19 protein-coding genes, 6 tRNA genes and 2 rRNA genes are annotated in these 21,441 nt (G+C 43.7%); 8 read left to right on the top strand and 19 right to left on the bottom strand.

The features are described 5' to 3' along the window. Positions 1–33 precede the first annotated feature (33 nt). The 8 genes from ubiA to ftsY form a co-directional block, all read right to left on the bottom strand. The gene (gene ubiA, locus OCU48_RS00425; protein ID WP_141347287.1) at positions 34–885 is read right to left on the bottom strand and encodes a 4-hydroxybenzoate octaprenyltransferase; all 852 of its coding nucleotides are present in this window, start codon (positions 883–885) and stop codon (positions 34–36) included. Next, positions 885–1,427: a chorismate lyase gene (locus OCU48_RS00420; RefSeq protein ID WP_141347288.1), complete on the bottom strand. Its 543-nt coding sequence runs from the start codon at positions 1,425–1,427 to the stop codon at positions 885–887. Before OCU48_RS00420 ends, ubiA begins: the two co-directional genes overlap by 1 nt. A gap of 101 nt (positions 1,428–1,528) precedes the next feature. Beyond that, a complete protein-coding gene (glpG, locus tag OCU48_RS00415; protein ID WP_141347289.1) occupies positions 1,529–2,365 on the bottom strand; it encodes a rhomboid family intramembrane serine protease GlpG in 837 nt (278 codons plus the stop codon). Further along, entirely contained in the window at positions 2,362–2,685 is a 324-nt protein-coding gene (gene glpE / locus OCU48_RS00410) for a thiosulfate sulfurtransferase GlpE (RefSeq protein WP_141347290.1), read from the bottom strand. Before glpE ends, glpG begins: the two co-directional genes overlap by 4 nt. Before the next feature lie 364 nt (positions 2,686–3,049). Then, positions 3,050–3,910 (bottom strand): RNA polymerase sigma factor RpoH, encoded by an 861-nt coding sequence (gene rpoH, locus OCU48_RS00405; RefSeq protein WP_141347291.1) that lies wholly within the window; start codon positions 3,908–3,910, stop codon positions 3,050–3,052. 165 nt (positions 3,911–4,075) lie between these two features. Beyond that, positions 4,076–5,008 carry a permease-like cell division protein FtsX gene (gene ftsX / locus OCU48_RS00400; RefSeq protein ID WP_141347292.1) on the bottom strand — a complete coding sequence of 311 codons (933 nt, stop codon included), beginning with the start codon at positions 5,006–5,008 and terminating at the stop codon, positions 4,076–4,078. Then, complete coding sequence (gene ftsE, locus OCU48_RS00395; protein ID WP_065599759.1) at positions 4,998–5,672, bottom strand: cell division ATP-binding protein FtsE; 675 nt, start codon at positions 5,670–5,672, stop codon at positions 4,998–5,000. Before ftsE ends, ftsX begins: the two co-directional genes overlap by 11 nt. A 23-nt stretch (positions 5,673–5,695) precedes the next feature. Continuing rightward, on the bottom strand, positions 5,696–6,895 hold the full coding sequence (ftsY, locus tag OCU48_RS00390) for a signal recognition particle-docking protein FtsY (protein ID WP_141347293.1): 1,200 nt from the start codon (positions 6,893–6,895) through the stop codon (positions 5,696–5,698). 154 nt (positions 6,896–7,049) lie between these two features. Between ftsY and rsmD the strand changes: the two genes are divergently transcribed. Continuing rightward, entirely contained in the window at positions 7,050–7,646 is a 597-nt protein-coding gene (gene rsmD, locus OCU48_RS00385) for a 16S rRNA (guanine(966)-N(2))-methyltransferase RsmD (RefSeq protein ID WP_208727235.1), read from the top strand. Continuing rightward, a complete protein-coding gene (locus OCU48_RS00380) occupies positions 7,646–7,915 on the top strand; it encodes a DUF1145 domain-containing protein (protein WP_141273600.1) in 270 nt (89 codons plus the stop codon). Before rsmD ends, OCU48_RS00380 begins: the two co-directional genes overlap by 1 nt. 484 nt (positions 7,916–8,399) lie before the next feature. Here the strand turns inward: OCU48_RS00380 and OCU48_RS00375 are convergent. From OCU48_RS00375 to OCU48_RS00355, 5 genes are all read right to left on the bottom strand, one after another. Next, positions 8,400–8,476, bottom strand: a tRNA-Pro gene (locus OCU48_RS00375). A gap of 55 nt (positions 8,477–8,531) precedes the next feature. Continuing rightward, positions 8,532–8,607, bottom strand: a tRNA-His gene (locus OCU48_RS00370). A 46-nt stretch (positions 8,608–8,653) separates the two neighbouring features. Further along, positions 8,654–8,730 (bottom strand) — tRNA-Pro (locus OCU48_RS00365). 149 nt (positions 8,731–8,879) lie between these two features. Next, a tRNA-His gene (locus OCU48_RS00360) sits at positions 8,880–8,955 on the bottom strand. A gap of 45 nt (positions 8,956–9,000) precedes the next feature. After that, positions 9,001–9,077, bottom strand: a tRNA-Arg gene (locus OCU48_RS00355). A gap of 288 nt (positions 9,078–9,365) precedes the next feature. Between OCU48_RS00355 and OCU48_RS00350 the strand changes: the two genes are divergently transcribed. Beyond that, complete coding sequence (locus OCU48_RS00350; RefSeq protein WP_141347295.1) at positions 9,366–9,776, top strand: c-type cytochrome; 411 nt, start codon at positions 9,366–9,368, stop codon at positions 9,774–9,776. 68 nt (positions 9,777–9,844) lie between these two features. Here OCU48_RS00350 and rep read toward each other — a convergent pair whose 3' ends face one another. Continuing rightward, complete coding sequence (gene rep, locus OCU48_RS00345; protein ID WP_141347296.1) at positions 9,845–11,860, bottom strand: DNA helicase Rep; 2,016 nt, start codon at positions 11,858–11,860, stop codon at positions 9,845–9,847. Positions 11,861–12,030: 170 nt separating this feature from the next. On the opposite strand from rep, the gene OCU48_RS00340 reads away from it, so the two are divergent. The 4 genes from OCU48_RS00340 (at position 12,031) to ubiK (ending at position 17,196) form a co-directional block, all read left to right on the top strand. Then, positions 12,031–12,603, top strand: a complete 573-nt coding sequence (locus OCU48_RS00340; RefSeq protein ID WP_141347297.1) for a TetR/AcrR family transcriptional regulator — start codon at positions 12,031–12,033, stop codon at positions 12,601–12,603. 15 nt (positions 12,604–12,618) lie between these two features. Further along, positions 12,619–13,719 (top strand): efflux RND transporter periplasmic adaptor subunit, encoded by a 1,101-nt coding sequence (locus OCU48_RS00335; protein WP_141347298.1) that lies wholly within the window; start codon positions 12,619–12,621, stop codon positions 13,717–13,719. Between the two features lie 10 nt (positions 13,720–13,729). After that, positions 13,730–16,801: a multidrug efflux RND transporter permease subunit gene (locus OCU48_RS00330; protein ID WP_141347299.1), complete on the top strand. Its 3,072-nt coding sequence runs from the start codon at positions 13,730–13,732 to the stop codon at positions 16,799–16,801. Between the two features lie 137 nt (positions 16,802–16,938). Continuing rightward, on the top strand, positions 16,939–17,196 hold the full coding sequence (gene ubiK, locus OCU48_RS00325; RefSeq protein ID WP_141347300.1) for a ubiquinone biosynthesis accessory factor UbiK: 258 nt from the start codon (positions 16,939–16,941) through the stop codon (positions 17,194–17,196). A gap of 98 nt (positions 17,197–17,294) precedes the next feature. Here the strand turns inward: ubiK and ilvC are convergent, their stop codons facing one another. Beyond that, positions 17,295–18,779, bottom strand: a complete 1,485-nt coding sequence (gene ilvC, locus OCU48_RS00320; RefSeq protein WP_141347301.1) for a ketol-acid reductoisomerase — start codon at positions 18,777–18,779, stop codon at positions 17,295–17,297. A 139-nt stretch (positions 18,780–18,918) separates the two neighbouring features. Here ilvC and ilvY point away from each other — a divergent pair, with 139 nt between their 5' ends. Continuing rightward, positions 18,919–19,806, top strand: coding sequence for an HTH-type transcriptional activator IlvY (ilvY, locus tag OCU48_RS00315; RefSeq protein ID WP_141347302.1), 888 nt, complete (start codon positions 18,919–18,921; stop codon positions 19,804–19,806). A 9-nt stretch (positions 19,807–19,815) separates the two neighbouring features. Here ilvY and OCU48_RS00310 read toward each other — a convergent pair whose 3' ends face one another. The 4 genes from OCU48_RS00310 to rrf (OCU48_RS00295) form a co-directional block, all read right to left on the bottom strand. After that, on the bottom strand, positions 19,816–20,478 hold the full coding sequence (locus OCU48_RS00310; protein ID WP_244312392.1) for a hypothetical protein: 663 nt from the start codon (positions 20,476–20,478) through the stop codon (positions 19,816–19,818). 513 nt (positions 20,479–20,991) lie between these two features. Next, positions 20,992–21,107: ribosomal RNA gene (gene rrf / locus OCU48_RS00305) — 5S ribosomal RNA — on the bottom strand. Positions 21,108–21,150: 43 nt separating this feature from the next. Then, positions 21,151–21,226, bottom strand: a tRNA-Thr gene (locus OCU48_RS00300). A 59-nt stretch (positions 21,227–21,285) separates the two neighbouring features. After that, a 5S ribosomal RNA gene (rrf, locus tag OCU48_RS00295) occupies positions 21,286–21,401 on the bottom strand. Positions 21,402–21,441: the final 40 nt, after the last annotated feature.

The raw sequence follows: 21,441 nt of genomic DNA, 5'->3' as shown, positions 1-21,441 counted from the left end.
AAAAAAAATCCCGGATTATTCATCCGGGATTTTTTATAAGTAAGTAACGAACAGTCCTATAGTAACGACCATCCCAACATAGTTATTGTTGAGAAATGCTTGAAAGCAAAGAGCACGATCTCTGGTTTTTATTAGCCACTGTTGATAAACAAACAACCCACCAGCGACTAATACTCCCCAATAGAAAGCCTGCCCAAGAGCTGCATTCTCACCGACAATCAAAAGCAAGATAATGGTAATGGCTTGTAAAACCCCAACGATTAATTTATCGAAGCGCCCAAATAATATCGCAGTAGATTTAATGCCTATCTTCAGATCATCATCTCTATCCACCATGGCGTATTGGGTATCGTAGGCGATAGTCCAAAGCATATTGATAACAAACAACAGCCAAGCTAAAGGTGCTATATGACCAGACTCAGCCGCCCATGCCATTGGAATTGCCCAACTAAAGGCCATTCCTAACACCAATTGAGGTAAATGAGTGAACCGTTTCATAAATGGATAAAGCGCAGCTAGCGCGACACCCACAAACGAAAGCTGAATAGTTAGTGTATTCATGGTCAGCACTAACGCAAAAGAGATAATACTTAGAACACCAAATAGGGCTAATGCTTCTTTTGCCGAAACTAAACCACTAGGGATAGGGCGAAATTGAGTACGTTCAACATGACCATCCAAATTTCTATCTGCAAAATCGTTGATCACACATCCTGCTGAGCGCATCAGAAATACGCCTAAGCAAAATACGATCAATACCGTCCATTGTGGCCTTCCTTCTGATGCCATAACCAACGCCCACAATGTTGGCCATAAAAGCAATAGACTACCGATAGGCCGATCCATTCTCATCAACTGGTAGTAGGCTCTCATTTTAGAGACCATTAATCGGGTTCCTTGTTTGAATATACCGGAGACTTGGGCAAGAACAACTCTGCAACTAGCATAGGCGTTCCGTTCATCCACAGCCTAGAGCGTCTTGCAAGTAAGCGCCTCCCCTCTACATTAATAACGCCAACTTGCAATCCATCACGATAAGCGCCTTCGGAACTAAATACTGTGACTCCTAACGGCAACTCTCCTTGATTCTCAAAATCATGAGAATGAGATTGCAATGAGCTCTGAGGTATTAGCGTGCGGCCATATACCCAATCTTGGCGGTCTCCTCTAAGAATCACTTCTCGTAGTAGGCAAACTTCGTTGTTTAATACTTGTGCTTCTTGAGTTGAAAGCTGTTCAGGTTGTACTTTATTGTTTGTAAACAGCTCCACACTCAAATCAGAGCAAGATAGAGACAATCTGTGAGAAAGAGAATCTTCTTCTAACAACCAATGTTTAGCATTGTTATCCGGAAACCGAAAATCGCTAGGGCTTTGCCAATTAATGTTTAGCAACGCCTGCTGAAATGTCCTTATAGGGCTAGTCATACTTACTTCGTAACTCTTTACCAACTAGTGGCAACTGTATAAATAAAATATTGGCGCAATTGTACCAATCACGATGCCAATAAGGTAACGCAGATCATCAATTAAGTGTTCTGAGTTCGGTTTACGCTATCAAGCCAACCCAATAAACACCCAGCAACCAAACCAGCAAGATGCGCGGCATTTGCAATCGCCATAAATGGTTGCACAAAACCAAGCACTAACCAGATCAACATGAAAGCGAGTATAGGCTTAGGGATATCTAATCCAAACTGCGGAGCTCTTACTGAAAGTACCCATATATATCCGACCAAGGCGTATACGACACCGCTTAGACCACCAAAATTAGCGCCTTCAATCCAGTACTGTGCACACCCAGAAAAAAGAGCCGAAACCAAGAAAATCTTAGTGAGACGACCCCTTCCCAATCTTTGTTCAATATCTCCACCTAATTGCCACCACCATAGTAAATTGAAGGTGATGTGCAAAACTGAAAAGTGCAATACTGCATGGGAAACATAACGCCAAATCTGCCACTGTTGATCAGCCATTGCTGGAAAGTGCAATAAGGAGAATACTTGCTGCTGCATTCCAAGTAGAAGCAAACCATAAATCACAATACAGACAAACATAACCACCAAGGTCATTGGCCCTGCTTTTGCCTTTATCATCTGCAAGAAGCTCGGTGTTGAATAGTTAAACTTCTGTGTGCGTGTCTCAGCCATATCCCAAGAAGCTGCTTGATACTTCTTGTCGCTAGGATTCTTAAGAAACAACTCGAGTTCTTGCTCAACTCGAGGCAATTCAGCGTCATCATGTAGCCACAATACAAACTGCCCATCACCCTCTGGCATCTGAGAAACCGTGATCCGTTGTGACGCCATGTAATCAATAAATGCTTGTGCTATTCGCGGGTTATTAAGTTGTATTAGGCGAATCATTCATGAGCCTCTATAGGCAGTTTCTGTCGCTGCCAAGCCTCAAATCCTCCATCAACACTAAAGACTTGTTCGAAGCCTTGGTTTAGCAAATATTGAGCAGCCCCAACACTACTAATACCGTGGTAACACAAAACTAGAATAGGATCTTCAAACTCCACTGAGTCCATGAACTCTGCGATAGTCTGATTGGTCAGATGATACGCATCTACAGGGTGTGCCACAGTAAAGGCTTGGATGTCACGAATATCCACCAATCTCGCTTGTTGCGTGGTTTGCATTTGGTGCGCCTGAGCCACACTGATTCGTTGTACTTCTTCCATTATTTACTTGTCCTCAAAAAATCCTATCCAAAGCCTCTGAATAATTTCATACCCAGCATTGGGATAACAGTGATCAAATTGCCACCAGCTGTGGGTAAATCTGTGGATTACGTTGATAAAGTGTTTTGATTAATAATGATCCACTATATCTAGTATTGATCCTTAATAATGTGTTGATTTCAAATTATCTATCCCCACTCGATTTATCGATGATAACCCTTGCTTTGACTGAGTTAAAGACATGCTATCGAAATTTATCCCACAGAGTTATCCACAGATTAAGCTTATTATGAAACACAAAAACCGATCCCAATAAAAAAGGCCAAGATCTCTCGATCTTGGCCTTTAAAATTCTTTATCTATATTAGAGATCGCCGACCGCTAATTTAAGCTTCTTCATCGCATTCTTTTCTAGCTGACGGATACGCTCAGCAGAAACACTGTAGGTATCAGCAAGGTCTTGCAATGTTTGCTTCTGATCATCGAGCCAACGTGCACGTACAATATGCTGGCTGCGCTCATCCAAAGTCGCTAAAGCATTTGCTAAGCGTGCATTAGTATGGCTTTCCCAGTTGTCCGCTTCCACATTATCAGCAATATCAGATTCTTTATCTTCAAGGTAAAGTGCTGGCGCTACTGGGTTGAAGTTCGCACTATCATCGTCATCAGCCGAAAACTCAAAAGTTGCGTCTTGAGCTGCTAAACGAGATTCCATTTCACGAACTTCAGATGGAGACACTCCTAGCTCTTTTGCTACCGTCTCAACTTCACCGTTGTTAAACCAACCTAAACGCTTTTTGTTTTTACGCAGATTGAAGAACAGTTTACGTTGAGCCTTTGTGGTCGCAATCTTAACGATACGCCAGTTACGCAATACGTACTCATGAATTTCAGCTTTGATCCAATGAACAGCAAATGAAACAAGACGCACACCCACTTCTGGGTTAAATCGTTTCACTGCTTTCATTAATCCGATATTACCTTCCTGAACTAAGTCAGCTAAAGGAAGACCATAACCAGAATAACCACGAGCAACATGAACAACAAAACGCAAATGAGACAAAATCAGCTCTTTTGCAGCCTCAATCTCACCTTTGTAATGTAAACGCTCGGCAAGATCTCTCTCTTTCTCTGCGGTTAGCATTGGATAGCCGTTTGCAGATCTGATGTAGCTATCTAAGCTATCTTGAGATACTAGTGCCATTGAAAACGTTTTAGTAGCCATTCAATTCCTCATTCATCGAACTTTACAACCTATTCGCTGTTAAATTAGCTACTGCTAAAAAACAACGGACTGGATATTATGCACAGAAATTCATCGAGGGCAACCCCTCGACTGTGAGCTAAGACATACACTCAGCCTGTTACCACTTACTGAGACAAGTAAATTCTACACAGGTTCAATTTCAGAAAGATGACGGCGTGCTGAGGCTTGAGCAGCGGATAAACCGAGAAAGCTACCAATTAACAACAAGATAATCGATTCATCAAAACTTAAAGGGCTCAAGGTGAAACTGCTATCATATAATGATGCGACTGATTGAACCGTACTTCCTAAGAAAAGTGACAGCGCCAAAGTCATTAACCAAGCAAACAAAGAACCTAATAAACCGAACCACATTCCAGTGTAAAGGTAAGGTCGAAGAATGAAACTATTGGTCGCTCCAAGAAACTTCATTACTTGAATTTCTTCTTTTCGCGCTAACACATTAAAGCGCATGGTATTGCCAATGATAAGCACCACAGCTACTAGCATCATGCCGGCAAGAGCTAAAGCAAGTGCACTACTCAGTGCTTTAATTGCATCGAAGCGCTGCAGCCAGTCTTGATCCACTCGCACATCAGTAAATACTTCAACTGCATTGGCAAGACCGAGGATATGTTGTTGCGTGGTATCAGAAGCTTGTGCTGGATGGATCACCAACAATGCTGGCAATGCATAATCATTTAGCAAGCTGATAGCGTCATTGAACCCAGAGTGCGAACTTAGGTCCTGCAATCCTTGCTGTGAAGATATGTATTCAACACTTGCTATTGCATCGTCGCCTTCAAGTTGATCCTTAATCAACATAATGCGAGCTTCTGGTGTCCCCTCTTGCAAATATGCACTTACAGCGGCAGGTTGACTCACTTGCTCAGCGGCATCTAGAATGTTCTTCGCTACAACATAAAGGCTAGACGGCAATGCAAGTACTATCGCAATAACGGCTAGGGTGAACAGATTGCCCAAAGGCCTTTGAGCAATCTCGTGCAACGAGCCTTTTGCTACAAGATAGTGAGAGCGAAAATACCCAATCTTTTGTACTGAACTCTTATTGGCCATAACCCTCTGCCTCGCTCAAAAATCCTTGGTTCAACTCAAAACGACGATATTGCTTTCGAATTTCCATCATACCGACGTCGTGAGTTGCGATAAGAATAGAAACACCTGCACGGTTAAATTCTTCAAATAACCTAAAGATACGATTAGAAAGCTCAGGGTCTAAATTTCCGGTTGGCTCATCGGCCAGCAATAATGTTGGTCTATTGACTACAGCGCGAGCAATACCCACTCGCTGCTGCTCTCCACCTGACAATTGAGTCGGTAGGCAACGTGCTTTATCTAGCAAGCCCGTTTTGTCCAACGCCGCATTTACTCGACGTTTAATCTCGTTCTCTGCAATGGATTCAATACGCATAGGCAAAGCCACATTATCAAACACACTTCGATCCATCAGAAGACGGTGATCTTGAAAGACTATGCCGATATTACGCCTAAGTAGAGGGATCTCTTTGTCGCCAATACGCGTAATGTCATGCCCATTGAACGCTATCTTTCCGTCAGTCGGTCGCTCCATGGCACAAATCAATTTAAGCAGCGTACTTTTACCTGCTCCAGAGTGACCGCCTAAAAAAGCCAACTCGCCCTTTCTTAGGTGGAAATCCACTTTCTGCAACGCTTGATGGCCACCGCGATAAGCCTTGCTAACCTGTTGAAAGTTAATCACTAAATCGTCCTTGCTGTGAGCTATTAATCTTCTCTGCTAAACAATGCGTCAATGAACTCTTGAGTCTCAAATGGACGCAAATCATCAATACCTTCACCCACACCGATATAACGAATTGGGATCTTGAACTTGTCGGCAAGAGCGAAGATAACACCACCTTTTGCTGTGCCATCCAGTTTAGTCAATGTAATCCCAGTTACCGGTGCTACATCACTGAATAATTTCGCTTGGCTCATTGCATTTTGACCAGTACCAGCGTCTAACGTCAGCATGATCTCATGTGGTGCGCTGTCATCAATCTTCTTCATCACGCGAACAATCTTACGAAGCTCTTCCATAAGATTGCTCTTGTTCTGCAGTCGCCCAGCAGTATCTGCAATAACGACGTCATAGCCTCGTGCTTTAGCGGCTTCGATTGCATCATAGATAACAGAAGCACTATCTGCACCTGTGTGTTGAGCAATAACAGGAACATCATTGCGTTGTCCCCAAACTTGAAGTTGCTCTACTGCCGCAGCACGGAAAGTATCACCCGCAGCTAGCATCACTTTTTGCCCTTGAGACTGGAATTGCTTAGCTAGTTTACCAATGGTCGTCGTCTTACCAACCCCATTCACACCCACCATTAAAATAACATAAGGCGATTTTCGCTCATCGACCTGCAACGGTTGTTCTACTTGCGCTAAAATCTCGGCAAGCTCCAGTTTCAGTAAGTCATATAACGCTTCACCGTCTTTTAACTGCTGGCGAGAGGCTTTTTCTGTCAGACTATCGATGATTTTCATGGTTGTTTCCATGCCAACATCAGCAATCAGAAGCTGCTCTTCCAACTCTTCAAACAAATCGTCATCAATCTCTTTGCCCTTAAATAGACCAAAGAAGCCCGCACCAATATTTGCTTTAGTGCGAGCAAGACTGCGTTTTAGTCGGGCAAAGAAGCTCTCTGTTGGCTTCTCCTGAACCTCGGGCTGAATGACCTCAGCTGCTTTCTCTACTGGTTCTTGCTCGCTTTCTTCTTTTGTAGGTTGCTCTTCAACAGGCTCTAATTCTACGACTTCGCTCTCAAGCTTTTCAGTCTGTGTCGTTTGCTGCTCAGCAACTTCAGCCTCTAGCTGCTCCTGTTGCTGTTCATTAATGTCCGTTTCTTTTTGCTCTGGTTGTGTTTGTTCTTCTTCACCAAAACCGAGCCAAGACAATAAGCCACGTTTTTTCTTATCCGTCATCGGAGACTATCCCAGTTACTTTATGATTCGTGCATATATACAGCGCCAATCGGCACGGTACGTTTAATTAGCGATGATTAATCTCGTGTTTACGAGTACAATTTTAAAATAATCAATAGGGTATGATACCACTTATTCGATGGCCAAAAACAGCATGAGAAAACATCAACGCTCCTCTTCTTCACAAAATAGCAAGGGCTCAGGCTCAATCCGCATCATCAGCGGCTTATGGCGCGGGCGAAAGCTCCCCGTTCATGATGCCGAAGGGTTACGTCCAACGACAGATCGAGTAAAGGAAACCTTGTTCAACTGGATTGCCAATGACATTCCAAATGCACGTTGCCTAGATCTGTTCGCCGGCTCCGGTGGATTAGGGTTTGAAGCTGCTTCAAGGCAGGCAGAAGAAGTCACCTTGATCGAGCTCAATAGCAAAGCTTTTCAGCAGTTACAGCAAAACGCGCAGACTGTTAAAGCGACAAACATCAATGTATTGAATCAAAATTCGTTAAACTTCTTGAAACAAGAAGGCCAGCCATACGATATTGTGTTTATTGATCCGCCATTTCGACAAGATTTACTAGCAGAAAGCATAGAATTGCTAGAAAACAATCATTGGCTCAACGATCAGGCTCTGATTTATGTTGAGACTGAAAAAGAGTTGGATATGCCCTCCTTGCCAGAAAATTGGCAATTACATCGTGAAAAAGTGGCAGGACAAGTTAGATTTCAACTATTTATAAGAGAGCAGTAATGAAATATCTTTTAATGCTAGCAAAGGCTGCGATCGCCTTTGTTTGGTTTGTATTAATTTTTAATATTTTTCACCCGTTTCCGGGCAAAGCCGCCATCGCGCTCTACATTATGACCGCATTCCTACTCATGATGCATGGTCTTCAATCTGCGATCTTCCTTGGGGCTTTTGGAGACAAAGTGAAACTTACGTCATGGGAAAAATGGTCGATCTTAATCTTCGGTATCTTTGCCTTACTCGATATCCGACGTAAATACATGATGGATTAACCAGAGTTAGACAAACAGAAAAACGCACTTTCAAGTGCGTTTTTTTTTGTACTTAAAACCATAAACTCCAGATGCAAAAAGCCCTACTCTTTCGAGTGGAGCTTCGTATAGTGGTCGGTGAAAAGGAATTCGATGCGACTGGGCTTCCAGTCCCCGACACAATGCACTTTTCTCACTAAAACCATGAACTCCAAACGCAAAAAAGCCCTACTCTTTCGAGTAGAGCTTCGTATAGTTGGTCGGTGAAGAGGGATTCGATGCGACTGGGCTTCCAGCCCCCGACCCAATGCACTTTTCTCACTAAAACCATGAACTCCAGACGTAAAAAGCCCTACTCTTTCGAGTAGGGCTTCGTATAGTTGGCCGGTGAAGAGGGGTTCGATGCGACTGGGCTTCCAGCCCCCGACCCAATGCACTTTTCTCACTAAAACCATGAACTCCAGACGCAAAAAAGCCCTACTCTTTCGAGTAGGGCTTCGTATGATGGTCGGTGAAGAGGGATTCGAACCCCCGACCCTCTGGTCCCAAACCAGATGCGCTACCAAGCTGCGCTATTCACCGACTTATGTTTCGTTCTGATTAAATCAAAACAGGGAACCGAGATTACCTTAATCAATGGGGTGGCTAACGAGATTCGAACTCGCGACCACCGGAATCACAATCCAGGGCTCTACCAACTGAGCTATAGCCACCACTGATCTTTTACTGCCATCGCATATATGCCATGACCAATTGTAGTGGTCGGTGAAGAGGGATTCGAACCCCCGACCCTCTGGTCCCAAACCAGATGCGCTACCAAGCTGCGCTATTCACCGACAAATTTTAGAGAACTTTGTTATTCCCAGAGGGTCACCTCTAGTCCCGCTATTCTCAAAGACAGGATGCACTAACAAACTGTGCTACTCACTGACTAAATTTCATCTCGATTTAAAATCGAAATAGGAAACCGAAGTTACCTAAATAATGGGGTGGCTAACGAGATTCGAACTCGCGACCACCGGAATCACAATCCAGGGCTCTACCAACTGAGCTATAGCCACCACTATTTTTTGCCAATATGCTGTTTATAAAAACAAGCTTCCGGATGGTACGCCCGAAAGGATTCGAACCTTCGACCTTTGGCTCCGGAGGCCAACGCTCTATCCAGCTGAGCTACGGGCGCATGCCCTATCGGCGGAGTGGAATAATACGGATATCACACTTTGCCGTCTAGTACTTTTTCAGATTTTTTTTGTGATTGCGCTTTTTTTCAACGAAATCGATCTCTCACCGTAGGTTTCGAGATGTGATTTAACCCTCGCCCCAGTAAAGATATAGTTTAATGCAACAATCATAAGATATATAATCACTCAACATTTACAACACCTTAACAGTTAGTTGTTCCATTTTGTGCGAACTACGTACAAATGTTCATCTGGTTGGCGCTTACTCAGGAATTAAAAGAGAGTTAATGGATATGTCTCGTAAACTTATAACCCTATTTACAGCCGCGCTTGTATTCTCCGGAGCTAGCTTCGCCTCTTCAAACCAAGAAGATTATGACGCGATTGCCGAGCGAATTAAGCCCGTGGGCGATGTTTATCTTGCTGGAGCAGAACCCGAGCAAGAAGTTGCCTCAGGCCCTCGAGACGGCGCAACTATCTATGGAACATTCTGCATAGCTTGTCACGGTACAGGTGTGAGCGGTGCTCCTAAAATCAACGATGGGGCTGATTGGAGCGCACGTATCGCTCAAGGCAAAGAAACAATGGCAGATCACGCTATCAACGGCTTCAACGCAATGCCTGCGCGTGGTGCTTGTATGGATTGTAGCGATGATGAAATCATTGCCGCTATCGACCATATGATTGCTGACCTTTAATTGTCTGCAGACACAAAAAAGATGGCCAAGGCCATCTTTTTTTAGTTTTTGCTCAAGCTCTTGGGCTTTTATTTTTTAAACATCGCTCTTAGATTTGCAATATGGGCCTGTCCTTTCTCCATACGCTCTTCTTTAGTTTGTTCTTTCTTCTTGGCTTCCCACTCTAAATCATCGAATGGAAGCTCATCTAAAAAGCGACTTTGGGTTGGCTTAATAAGCTCACCATACTGACGACGCTCTTTACATACAGTAAAATTCAATTCTTTCTGTGCACGAGTAATGCCTACATACATCAATCGACGCTCTTCTTCGACGTTATCTTCATCTATGCTGGTTTGGTGTGGCAAAATTCCCTCTTCAGCACCCATTAGGTAAACATAAGGGAACTCGAGCCCTTTTGATGCATGCAACGTCATCAATTGAACTTGATCGGCCTCAGCATCATCTTCTCCACGCTCCATCATGTCTCTCAGTGTTAAGCGTTGGACGACTTCTTTAAGGGTCTTCTCTTCCTTGTCATAGTTATCCCCTTCAAGATCGGCCACTATCCAAGAATAAAGATCAGACACGTTTTTCATTCGCATTTCTGCCGCTTTAGGGCTGGAAGATGTTTCATAGAGCCAATCTTCATACTTAATATCACGTACTAGACTACGAACAGCATCAACCGTATTACCACGTTCCGCGTTGTCACCCACCCTTACAAGCCACTCGGTAAAGCGACGCAGACTCTCTAAGCCCTTACCTGTAAGCGACTGCTCTAATCCAAGCTCAAACGATGCTTCAAACAAGCTTTTACCACGCATGTTGGCATAGCTACCTAATTTTTCGAGGGTAACGGGACCTATCTCTCTACGCGGTGTATTCACGATACGCAGAAACGCATTATCGTCATCAGGATTTACAAGTACCCGTAAGTAGGCCATTACGTCTTTAATCTCAGCTCTGGAAAAAAACGAGGTCCCTCCAGAAATTCGATAAGGCACTCTGTTCTGCATCAACGACTTTTCAATCAGACGCGATTGATGATTACCACGATAAAGGATCGCGTAATCTTTGTAATGAGTTCGATTAACAAACTTATGAGCAATTATTTCACCCGTAATTCGCTCTGCTTCATGGTCTTCATTTTTGGCCATCAGCACTTTAAGCTTTTCACCATCAGGTATTTCTGAGAAGAGCTTCTTTTCATACACGTGTGGATTGTTTGCAATTAAGATGTTTGCTGAGCGCAAGATTCGGCTAGTAGAACGGTAGTTCTGCTCCAATTTAACCAGCTTCAGATTTGGGTAATCTTCACCAAGCAACACCAAGTTTTGAGGTTTAGCACCGCGCCATGAATAGATGGACTGATCATCATCACCTACCACCGTCAGCCGACCACGCTCACCAACCAACAGCTTAACAAGCTCATACTGGCTGGTGTTAGTATCTTGATACTCATCTACCAGAAGATAACGAATCCGCGCTCTCCAACGCTCTCGCACTTCCTCGTTTTGCTTTAATAGCAATACAGGCATAAGAATCAAATCATCAAAGTCTAGGGCGTTGTAAGCCACCATTTGGCGCTGATACATCTCAAAACAATCGGCAAATAACGTATGTTGTTCACCCTGCGCTGAGGCTCTTGCTTGAGCCGGCGTCAGCATGTCGTTCTTCCAGTTTGAAATAGTACTGACTAGCTGACGAAGTAGATCTTTATCACCATCTAGCAAGTCTTCCGTGAGTTCTTTGAGCATAGAAAGCTGGTCTTGATCATCAAAAAGTGAAAAACCCGCTTTTAAACCTAATGCTTTGTATTCTCGACGAATGATATTGAGGCCTAAGGTATGAAAAGTAGAAACCATCAAACCTTTGGATTCATTCTTACCTAAAGTCTGACCGACACGCTCTTTCATTTCTCGTGCCGCTTTGTTGGTAAAGGTCACTGCCGCGATATTACGAGCTTTATAACCACATTGCTGCACCAAATAAGCAATCTTATTAGTAATTACGCGAGTTTTTCCTGAACCTGCACCCGCCAAAACCAAACAAGGCCCTGATACAAATTTTACTGCTTGGTCTTGCTGTGGATTCAGCCTCATAACGCCACCGAGATACAAAAAAGGGCTCTAATCATACTGATCACCTCACTCATTTCCAATCGAATTTTCCTTTTCCAAATGCTTACCTATGCTTACAAATGGTTGCATTTTAATAATTGCGCATTAAAATGAATGAACGTTCATTCATTTGGGTGGGGGATACTATATCCATGAGTTCTAAAACCAAGCGCGAAGACATCTTAGAAGCAGCAGTGACTATTTTAGGTCGTGATGGCTTCAATGGCCTTTCAATACAAAGACTCGCGAAAGAAGCCAAGATGGCAACGGGCACGGTGTATCTCTACTTCAAAGATAAAGATAGCGTGATTGCAGAGCTTAGGCTCTGGTTAACAAGACAGGTTGCAGAAATCATTCAGAAGGATGTGCTCCCAAATCAATCGCTCTATAAAAGGTACGAAACTATGTGCCACAACGTATGGAGTATTGGAGGGTCTCAATTGGGACTGTTGCAAACTCGAATTCAGTATGAATCGTTACCCTCGCCTTTGAGCGTTGAGATTCGAAACCTAGAAAAAAAACTGTTTGATCGACTGCTCAGTGTCTTTGAAGAAGGCAGGCAGTCAGGAGAACTTAAACATTTACCCGATTCGGTTTTATATAGCCTTAGCTTGGAAAGCTGCGTTGCACTAACTCGCAAGCACTTTCAAGAAATAGAACCTATCGACAGCAATACTTACAAACTGGCCATCCAAGCAAGCTGGGACGCCATTACAACTAAATAACTGGAGAACCGTTCCATGAAAAAGTGGACACTAATTATGCTTATTATTGCTATCGCCCTATTCGGTAGCGTGATTGGCTTCAATATCTTCAAACAACAGAAGATAGCGGAATACATGGCAAATCGCCCAGAGCCAGTGTATCCAGTTACCGTAATGACGGCCTCTGCTGAAGAGTGGACGCCAAGTATAGACGCAATTGGGTTTATTGAGCCACTGCAAGGTGTAACACTGACTGCAGAAGCAAGCGGCATTGTGACCAAAATTAACTTTGTTTCTGGCCAACAGGTATCTAAAGGAGCCTCTTTGGTGCAGTTGGATTCTGATGTTGAAAAAGCAAACTTACAAAGTGCTCAAGCACGATTCCCAGCTTCAGAGGCAAAATACAAGCGTTACAAAGGCTTGATTAAGAAAGGGGCTATCTCCCAAGCAGATTTCGATGATGCTGAGGCCTCTTATTTATCGTTGAAAGCAGATATTGCAGGCCTTAAAGCGACAATCGATCGTCGCGACGTAAATGCACCGTTCACCGGTGTTATTGGTATTCGTGGCGTTAACCTTGGTGAATATATGCAAGCGGGTAGCCGAATCGCTCGTCTAGAAGACATCAGTGTTATGCGTATGCGCTTTACCGTTTCACAAAACGATATCTCACGTATTAACATTGGTCAGGCGATCCGCATCGAAGTTGATTCTTATCCTGGTAGCATTTTTGATGGCACCATTTCAGCGATAGAACCAGCAATCAACTATCAAAGTGGTCTATTACAAGTACAGGCTGATATCCCAAATACTCAGGGCAAGCTGAGATCGGGTATGTTTGCTCGCGCACAAATTGTGTTACCAAAACTTCAAGACCAGGTTGTACTACCTCAAGTCGCTATCACCTACACCCTATACGGTGATAGCGTATTCGTTCTCGATGAAGAAACTCATCGCGTCGCGCAGCGTGTTATTAAAGCGGGTGAACGTGACCAAGATAAAGTACGAATTTTAGATGGCGTTAAGCCTGGTGAAGTGATCGTCACTTCTGGTCAGGTGCGCCTGAGCAACGAGTCCAAGGTGAAAATTGTGGAAAGTGATGCCACGACTCCACCAACTGAACTTCCGATGCTGTAAGGGATAAACAATGCGATTTACAGACATTTTTATAAAACGCCCAATACTCGCAGTCTCTATCAGCTTTTTGATAGCCCTGTTGGGTATGCAAGCTATCTTCAAGATGCAGGTGCGTGAATACCCTGAAATGACGAACACCGTGGTTACGGTATCAACCAGTTACTACGGCGCTAGTGCTGATCTGATTCAGGGTTTTATCACTCAACCACTTGAGCAAGCTATCGCTCAGGCTGACAACATCGACTTCATGACATCTCAATCAGTACTTGGTAGCTCTACCATTACTGTCACTATGAAGCTTAACACTGACCCGAATGCGGCGTTAGCAGACATACTTGCTAAAACCAACTCGGTTCGCTCGCAGCTTCCTAAGGAGTCGGAAGATCCTACAGTAACCATGTCGACAGGCTCGACAACTGCGGTTATGTATATAGGATTCACTAGTGATGAATTGGCTTCAAGCCAAATAACTGACTACCTTGAGCGTGTTGTTAATCCTCAGCTATTTACCGTGAATGGCGTATCTAAAGTCGACCTCTACGGCGGCATGAAATACGCCCTACGTGTATGGCTAGATCCTGAAAAAATGGCGGGCTTACGACTCACTGCAACTGACGTGATGGGGGTACTGGATGCCAATAACTTCCAATCTGCAACCGGTCAGGCAACAGGTACTTTTGTTCTCTACAATGGTAGTGCCAACACTCAGGTTGCTAATGTTGAAGAGCTTAAAAACCTCGTAGTTAAACAAGATGGTGGCCAGGTCGTTCGTCTTAGTGATATAGCGAAGGTAACTCGAGAGAAGAGCCATGATATCTATCGTGCAAGTGCCAATGGTCAAGAAGCTGTTGTAGCTGCAATCAACGGGGCACCAAGTGCTAACCCAATTAACATTGCTGCTGATGTTCTAGAGCTTTTACCTCAACTTGAAAAAAACCTGCCAACCAACATCAAGATGCAGGTGATGTACGACTCCACGGTCGCGATTAATGAATCAATTCAAGAGGTGGCAAAAACCATTTTTGAGGCAGCTTTAATCGTATTAGTCGTAATCACTTTATTCTTGGGCTCTATACGCGCGGTATTGATTCCTATCGTAACTATTCCCCTATCACTGATAGGTGTAGCTTTGTTTATGCAAGCATTAGGGTTCTCTTGGAACTTGATGACTTTGCTGGCAATGGTACTGGCTATCGGCTTGGTGGTGGATGACGCCATCGTAGTACTCGAAAACGTAGACCGGCACATTAAGTTAGGAGAAACACCATTTAGAGCTGCGATTATTGGTACGCGTGAGATCGCTGTCCCTGTTATTGCAATGACACTGACACTCGGCGCAGTTTACGCTCCTATTGCCTTAATGGGCGGTATTACTGGTTCCCTATTTAAGGAGTTTGCACTCACTCTTGCAGGCGCGGTGTTTGTATCTGGGATTATCGCGTTAACGCTGAGTCCTATGATGTGTTCGACCATTCTTAAGCAGAATGAGCAACCAAATCGCTTTGAACAATTCGTTCATAAGAAGTTGGATGCATTAAGTGAGAATTATGCTTCTGCACTTGCTTCAGTTATGCAGCACCGAAGCGTAGTCATTGTCTTTGCATTGATTGTATTCGGTAGCTTACCGTTGCTGTTCAAGTTTATTCCAAGTGAACTGGCACCGTCAGAAGATAAGGGTGTGGTTATGATGATGGGTACAGGCCCATCGAATGCAAACTTGGATTACCTGCAGAACACCATGAATGATGTCAATGATATCCTCAACGAGCAGCCAGAAGTTGCCTATGCACAGATCTTTACCGGTGTTCCTAACTCAAATCAGGCATTTGGTATTGCATCTCTAAAACCGTGGAGTCAACGTGAAGCTAGTCAATCTGAGATCACCAACCGCGTTTCTGGCTTAATCGCAGATGTACCTGGTATGGCAATCACTGCATTCCAGATGCCGGAGCTTCCTGGTGCAGGTTCAGGCCTTCCGATTCAGTTTGTTATCACTACACCAAACAGCTTCGAGAGTTTGTTCCAGATTGCGACCAACACACTTGCTGAAGTAAATGCAAACCCACAGTTTGTCTATTCCGATCTCGACCTGAATTATGATTCAGCGACGATGAAGATCACCATAGATAAAGACAAAGCAGGTGCTTATGGCGTTACCATGCAAGATATCGGTATCACTCTAAGTACTATGATGGCTGATGGTTATGTTAACCGTATCGACTTGTATGGTCGTTCATATGAGGTTATCCCACAGGTGGAGCGTAAGTTCCGAATGAACCCTGAATCGATGAATAACTATTACGTACGTTCATCTACAGGCGACTCTGTACCATTGGGCAGTTTAATATCTATCAATGTTATTCCTCAACCTAGGTCTCTACCTCACTTTAACCAGTTGAATTCCGCTACTGTGGGTGTGGTTCCAGCTCCTGGTGTTGCTATGGGTGATGCAATTGCATGGTTTGAAGCTACTGCAGCTGAAAAACTACCAAGTGGATACAACCATGACTATATGGGTGAATCTCGTCAATATGTGACTGAAGGAAGCGCGTTATACACCACCTTCTTGTTAGCAATCGCGATCATCTTCTTGGTACTGGCGATACAATTTGAGTCTCTACGTGATCCACTAGTCATCATGGTATCTGTACCACTGGCGATTAGTGGGGCTTTGATAGCGTTGGCTTGGGGACTATCGACGATGAACATCTACTCACAGGTAGGATTGATTACGCTGGTTGGTCTTATTACCAAACACGGCATCTTGATCTGTGAGGTAGCAAAAGAGGAACAATTACATCATCAACGTAATCGTATAGATGCAGTAATGACCGCAGCTAAGGTACGCCTAAGACCTATTCTAATGACTACGGCAGCCATGATTGCAGGCTTGATACCTCTAATGTATGCAACAGGCGCTGGTGCTGCACAGCGATTCAGTATAGGTATCGTAATTGTCGCGGGGCTTGCTATTGGTACCGTGTTTACCTTATTTGTCTTGCCAGTTATATACAGCTTCCTTGCTTCAGAGCATAAGCCATTACCAGAATTTGATGAAAGCGAAATTGTTGAATCAAACTAATCCAAGGTAATAAACCTATAAGGGCTCATTTCTGAGCCCTTTTTTATATCAAAAACAAATATCTGTCTCGATATTATTTGCGACAAAAGACGCTGAATTGCTTAGAATATAACAAACGATTTTGGAGAAACGCCCCTATGTTCGACCCTAAAAAATTAGAGCAGATTGCAAAGCAAATTCATGAATCTATGCCTCAGCCAGTGAAAGACCTAGGCACTGACGTTGATCAAAAAGTCCGTCAAGTCATTCAAGCTCAACTAAACAAGCTAGACGTGATCAGTCGTGAAGAGTTTGAGGTTCAAACCCAAGTATTACTCCGCACTCGCCAAAAGCTGAACGAGATGGAAAAGAAGATGGCCGATCTAGAAGAGAAGCTTTCGAGTAAAGGCGAATAGCCATCTCACGTACAAACAAAAAGGCTTGGTATTTTCATACCAAGCCTTTTTTACGTTAGCAGTACCGCCGAACTCGTCGGCGGACTTTTAATTAACGATTAACCACCAACAGCGATACGCTTCATGTCGGTCATGTAACCACGTAGTTCTTCACCTACGTACTCAACTGGATGGTTACGAATGGCTTCGTTCACTTCGATTAGACGTTGGTTATCAGCGTAGTTAGATGCTTCACCTAGGCCTTTACCGATAACGTCTGTTGCTACTGAAGGCATGAACTTCTCACGTAGAAGCGGAGTTGCTACGTTTGCGAATAGGTAGTTACCGTACTCAGCTGTATCAGAGATAACAACGTTCATTTCATATAGACGCTTACGTGCAACGGTGTTCGCGATTAGCGGAAGCTCGTGCAGTGATTCATAGTAAGCAGACTCATCGATAATGCCTGAAGCAGTCATTGCTTCAAACGCAAGCTCAACACCAGCGCGAACCATAGCGATCATTAGGATACCGTTATCGAAGTACTCTTGCTCAGAGATCTCTACATCAGACTCTGGGTAGTTTTCGAAGTCAGTTTCACCAGTCTCTTCACGCCACTTGAATAGGTTAACGTCATCATTTGACCAGTCAGCCATCATAGTGCGAGAGAATTCGCCCTGGATGATGTCATCCATATGCTTGTTGTAAAGCGGACGCATAAGATCTTTAAGCTCTTCAGAAAGGTCAAAAGCACGGATCTTAGCAGGGTTTGATAGACGGTCCATCATGTGAGTGATACCACCGAACTTCAGTGCTTCAGTAACAGTTTCCCAACCGAATTGAAGAAGCTTGCCAGCGTAACCAGCATCGATGCCATCAGCGATCATCTTCTCGTAGCATACGATAGAACCCGCTTGTAACATGCCACAAAGGATAGTTTGCTCACCCATTAGGTCAGACTTAACCTCAGCAACAAAAGAAGACTCTAGACAGCCAGCACGGTGACCACCAGTACCTGCAGCCCAAGCCTTAGCGATATCCCAGCCTTCACCTTTAGGGTCGTTTTCTGGGTGAACAGCGATCAATGTTGGTACACCAAAACCACGCTTATACTCTTCACGAACTTCAGTACCTGGGCACTTAGGTGCAACCATAACTACTGTTAGATCTTCACGAATCTGCATGCCTTCTTCAACAACATTAAAGCCGTGAGAGTAACCTAATGCAGCGCCCTGTTTCATTAACGGCATTACAGTTTCAACAACGTTGCTGTGTTGCTTGTCTGGAGTAAGGTTAACAACTAGGTCTGCTTGAGGAATAAGAGTCTCGTAACTACCTACTTCAAAGCCATTCTCTTTTGCATTTTTGAAAGATTGGCGTTGCTCATCAATAGCAGCTTGGCGCAATGCATAAGATACATCTAGGCCAGAATCGCGCATGTTTAAGCCTTGGTTTAGGCCTTGAGCACCACAACCTACGATAACCACTTTCTTACCTTTTAGGTAATCAGCTTCTGTAGAAAATTCAGAACGGTCCATAAAACGGCAACGACCCAGTTGGTCCAATTGCTCACGTAGGTTTAGCGTGTTGAAATAGTTAGCCATGACGGGCTCTCCTTAAAAATTCTTTCCATAGTTCGGCTTTGTTTGCCGATTGATTTCATACTAATTCAGGTTGAAAGTTGCTTAAAGTGATATATTTACAACTAATCATTGCAAATTATGCAACAAGAAGATTACTCAAATGAACATCAAAAGCCTACAGATTTTTCTACATCTTTCTGAAAGTAAGAACTTCAGCAAGACTGCGTCTGCCATGCACATGAGTCCATCGGCTTTAAGTCGTCAAATAAAGCGCTTGGAACAAGAAGCAGAGCAAATTCTATTCATTCGGGACAATAGAAGTGTTGATTTAACTACCGCAGGTAAAGAACTGCTCCCTGTTGCTCACAATATCGTGAATCAATGGCAGACTTTTACTCTTAATTTTTCCGATGATAAGGATGTACTAAAGGGAGAAATACGACTTTTTTGTTCAGTGACAGCTAGCTATAGCCACCTACCTCGTCTGCTTTCAGAGTTTCGATTACTGCACCCACTGATCGAATATAAGCTCAGTACAGGAGACCCTGCACAAGCGATAGAAAAGGTGCTCAATGATGAAGCAGATATCGCCATCTCTGCAGAAAGTGACCAACTGCCTTCTAGAATTGCATTTGAGAACATCAGCGAAATATCCTTATCTGTTATAGCCCCTAAAGGAGTAGCCAATATAGAAAGCATGCTCACAGAGCCCATCAACTGGAACGAAATCCCCTTTATTATCCCTTCAGAAGGCACTGCTCGTGATCGCTGCAATACCTGGTTTAAACGAAGCAAAATTAAGCCCAACATTTATGCACAAGTTGCCGGGCATGAGGCCATTGTTAGTATGGTGGCGTTAGGCTGTGGCATTGGAATCGCACCGGATGTAGTTATTAATAACAGCCCGGTAAAAGATCATATTCAGAAGCTGGATGTAGAGCCTGTAAAACCTTTTAAGCTAGGTGTTTGTTGTAAGCGTTCCCAGCTCAACAACCCTCTAATAAAGGCTCTATGGAGTGTGGCAGAAGCAAATTATATTGCTAGCTAAAGCGCCTATTTAAAAGGCCATTTTGTATTCTAAATAACCTTCACCATCAAAATCAGTATTGCTGTTTAGTACCTTACTATTGCTTTCTGAACCGTTGTAGCCAAGCCGAATTTGATGGTTTTTATATTGATAACTAATGAAAGTATCAATATAGATGCTTTCATAATCCGATTCACCTAAAGTATAAAATGGGTCCACACCCAGTGAAAAACCGGACCCGAGCTTAAATCGGTTATAAAACCCAACGGTTCCAGTAGCAATCCATTCATCTTCAATGATCTCTATTGAGCCTAAAGTGGCAATGGGATAAATGATCCAAAGCTCTCCAACCTTTAAAGTTGATACAGCACCAATGCTAGCAGAAGTGCCAAAGTCATTATTCAGTTGTAGAGTTGATTCTGCATAAACACCAATACCCTGCCATAAGTCCATATGGGCATAACGTACGTTAACTGCATCCATACCTTGCTTAGACTCTACCGCTAGCATGTTCTTACCCCATGCAAACCCTGCAGAGAAATCAAGATCTCCATTAGTATATGCATGCGCTCCAACACTAGAGTAAACAGCTGTTGGGTCCGCCATATCAACCGATTTGGACTGATTAGAGTCAGATTGAGCAAAAACAACCATTGGAGCAAGATATAGACAAACTAGCAAAAAACGATTCATAGAGTCTCTCTTAACCAGAAGAAAGGCCAATTTACGCTAACTCACTATCAATCCCCAATGAAAACGAAACATACCTGATATTCAATTGAAGAATTTTTACCTTAAAAATCCCAGATACAACAAAGCCCCGTCCAATGACGAGGCTTTTGAATGCAAACCTGGCGATGTCCTACTCTCACAGGGCGGTGCGTTGGTCCGGCACTCCGGCGATCCGCAAACACACGCTACTTTTCTAAACTCCAGATACAACAAAGCCCCGTCTAATGACGAGGCTTTTGAATGCAAACCTGGCGATGTCCTACTCTCACATGGGCGGTGCGGCGATCCGCAAACACACACTACTTTTCTAAACTCTAGATACAACAAAGCCCCGTCTAATGACGAGGCTTTTGAATGTAAACCTGGCGATGTCCTACTCTCACATGGGCGGTGCGGCGATCCGCAAACACACACTACTTTTCTAAACTCTAGATACAACAAAGCCCCGTCTAATGACGAGGCTTTTGAATGTAAACCTGGCGATGTCCTACTCTCACATGGGGAAACCCCACACTACCATCGGCGCTATTATGTTTCACTTCTGAGTTCGGCATGGAATCAGGTGGGTCCACAATGCTATGGTCGCCAAGCAAATTTTGTATGCAATCAGATTAATTATCTAATAGCAAAATATGGTGCTAGTACCCAGAGTCGAACTGGGGACCTCACCCTTACCAAGGGTGCGCTCTACCAACTGAGCCATACCAGCAATTTGTCGTCTAGAGAGACGAAAAAACCCGCTTCAAAAGCGGGTTATTCAAAATTAAAGCCTGGCGATGTCCTACTCTCACATGGGGAAACCCCACACTACCATCGGCGCTATTATGTTTCACTTCTGAGTTCGGCATGGAATCAGGTGGGTCCACAATGCTATGGTCGCCAAGCAAATTTTAAAATTCGGAAAGCTATTATCTAAAAGTTCTT

The sequence above is a fragment of the Vibrio inusitatus genome, assembly GCA_024346935.1.
Classification (GTDB): domain Bacteria; phylum Pseudomonadota; class Gammaproteobacteria; order Enterobacterales; family Vibrionaceae; genus Vibrio; species Vibrio inusitatus.
The sequence above is the reverse complement of the archived record's forward strand: the minus strand, read 5'-3'. Positions and strand labels throughout refer to the sequence as shown.

Coding starts and splice junctions, on each gene's coding strand:
- OCU48_RS00420 (WP_141347288.1), bottom strand. CDS start 1,427: ATGACTAGCCCTATAAGGACATTTCAGCAGGCGTTGCTAAACATTAAT.
- OCU48_RS00340 (WP_141347297.1), top strand. CDS start 12,031: ATGAGTTCTAAAACCAAGCGCGAAGACATCTTAGAAGCAGCAGTGACT.
- ilvY (WP_141347302.1), top strand. CDS start 18,919: ATGAACATCAAAAGCCTACAGATTTTTCTACATCTTTCTGAAAGTAAG.
- ubiK (WP_141347300.1), top strand. CDS start 16,939: ATGTTCGACCCTAAAAAATTAGAGCAGATTGCAAAGCAAATTCATGAA.
- ubiA (WP_141347287.1), bottom strand. CDS start 885: ATGGTCTCTAAAATGAGAGCCTACTACCAGTTGATGAGAATGGATCGG.
- ftsY (WP_141347293.1), bottom strand. CDS start 6,895: ATGACGGATAAGAAAAAACGTGGCTTATTGTCTTGGCTCGGTTTTGGT.
- glpG (WP_141347289.1), bottom strand. CDS start 2,365: ATGATTCGCCTAATACAACTTAATAACCCGCGAATAGCACAAGCATTT.
- OCU48_RS00380 (WP_141273600.1), top strand. CDS start 7,646: ATGAAATATCTTTTAATGCTAGCAAAGGCTGCGATCGCCTTTGTTTGG.
- OCU48_RS00310 (WP_244312392.1), bottom strand. CDS start 20,478: ATGAATCGTTTTTTGCTAGTTTGTCTATATCTTGCTCCAATGGTTGTT.
- rep (WP_141347296.1), bottom strand. CDS start 11,860: ATGAGGCTGAATCCACAGCAAGACCAAGCAGTAAAATTTGTATCAGGG.
- rpoH (WP_141347291.1), bottom strand. CDS start 3,910: ATGGCTACTAAAACGTTTTCAATGGCACTAGTATCTCAAGATAGCTTA.
- ilvC (WP_141347301.1), bottom strand. CDS start 18,779: ATGGCTAACTATTTCAACACGCTAAACCTACGTGAGCAATTGGACCAA.
- OCU48_RS00350 (WP_141347295.1), top strand. CDS start 9,366: ATGGATATGTCTCGTAAACTTATAACCCTATTTACAGCCGCGCTTGTA.
- glpE (WP_141347290.1), bottom strand. CDS start 2,685: ATGGAAGAAGTACAACGAATCAGTGTGGCTCAGGCGCACCAAATGCAA.
- rsmD (WP_208727235.1), top strand. CDS start 7,050: ATGAGAAAACATCAACGCTCCTCTTCTTCACAAAATAGCAAGGGCTCA.
- OCU48_RS00330 (WP_141347299.1), top strand. CDS start 13,730: ATGCGATTTACAGACATTTTTATAAAACGCCCAATACTCGCAGTCTCT.
- ftsX (WP_141347292.1), bottom strand. CDS start 5,008: ATGGCCAATAAGAGTTCAGTACAAAAGATTGGGTATTTTCGCTCTCAC.
- OCU48_RS00335 (WP_141347298.1), top strand. CDS start 12,619: ATGAAAAAGTGGACACTAATTATGCTTATTATTGCTATCGCCCTATTC.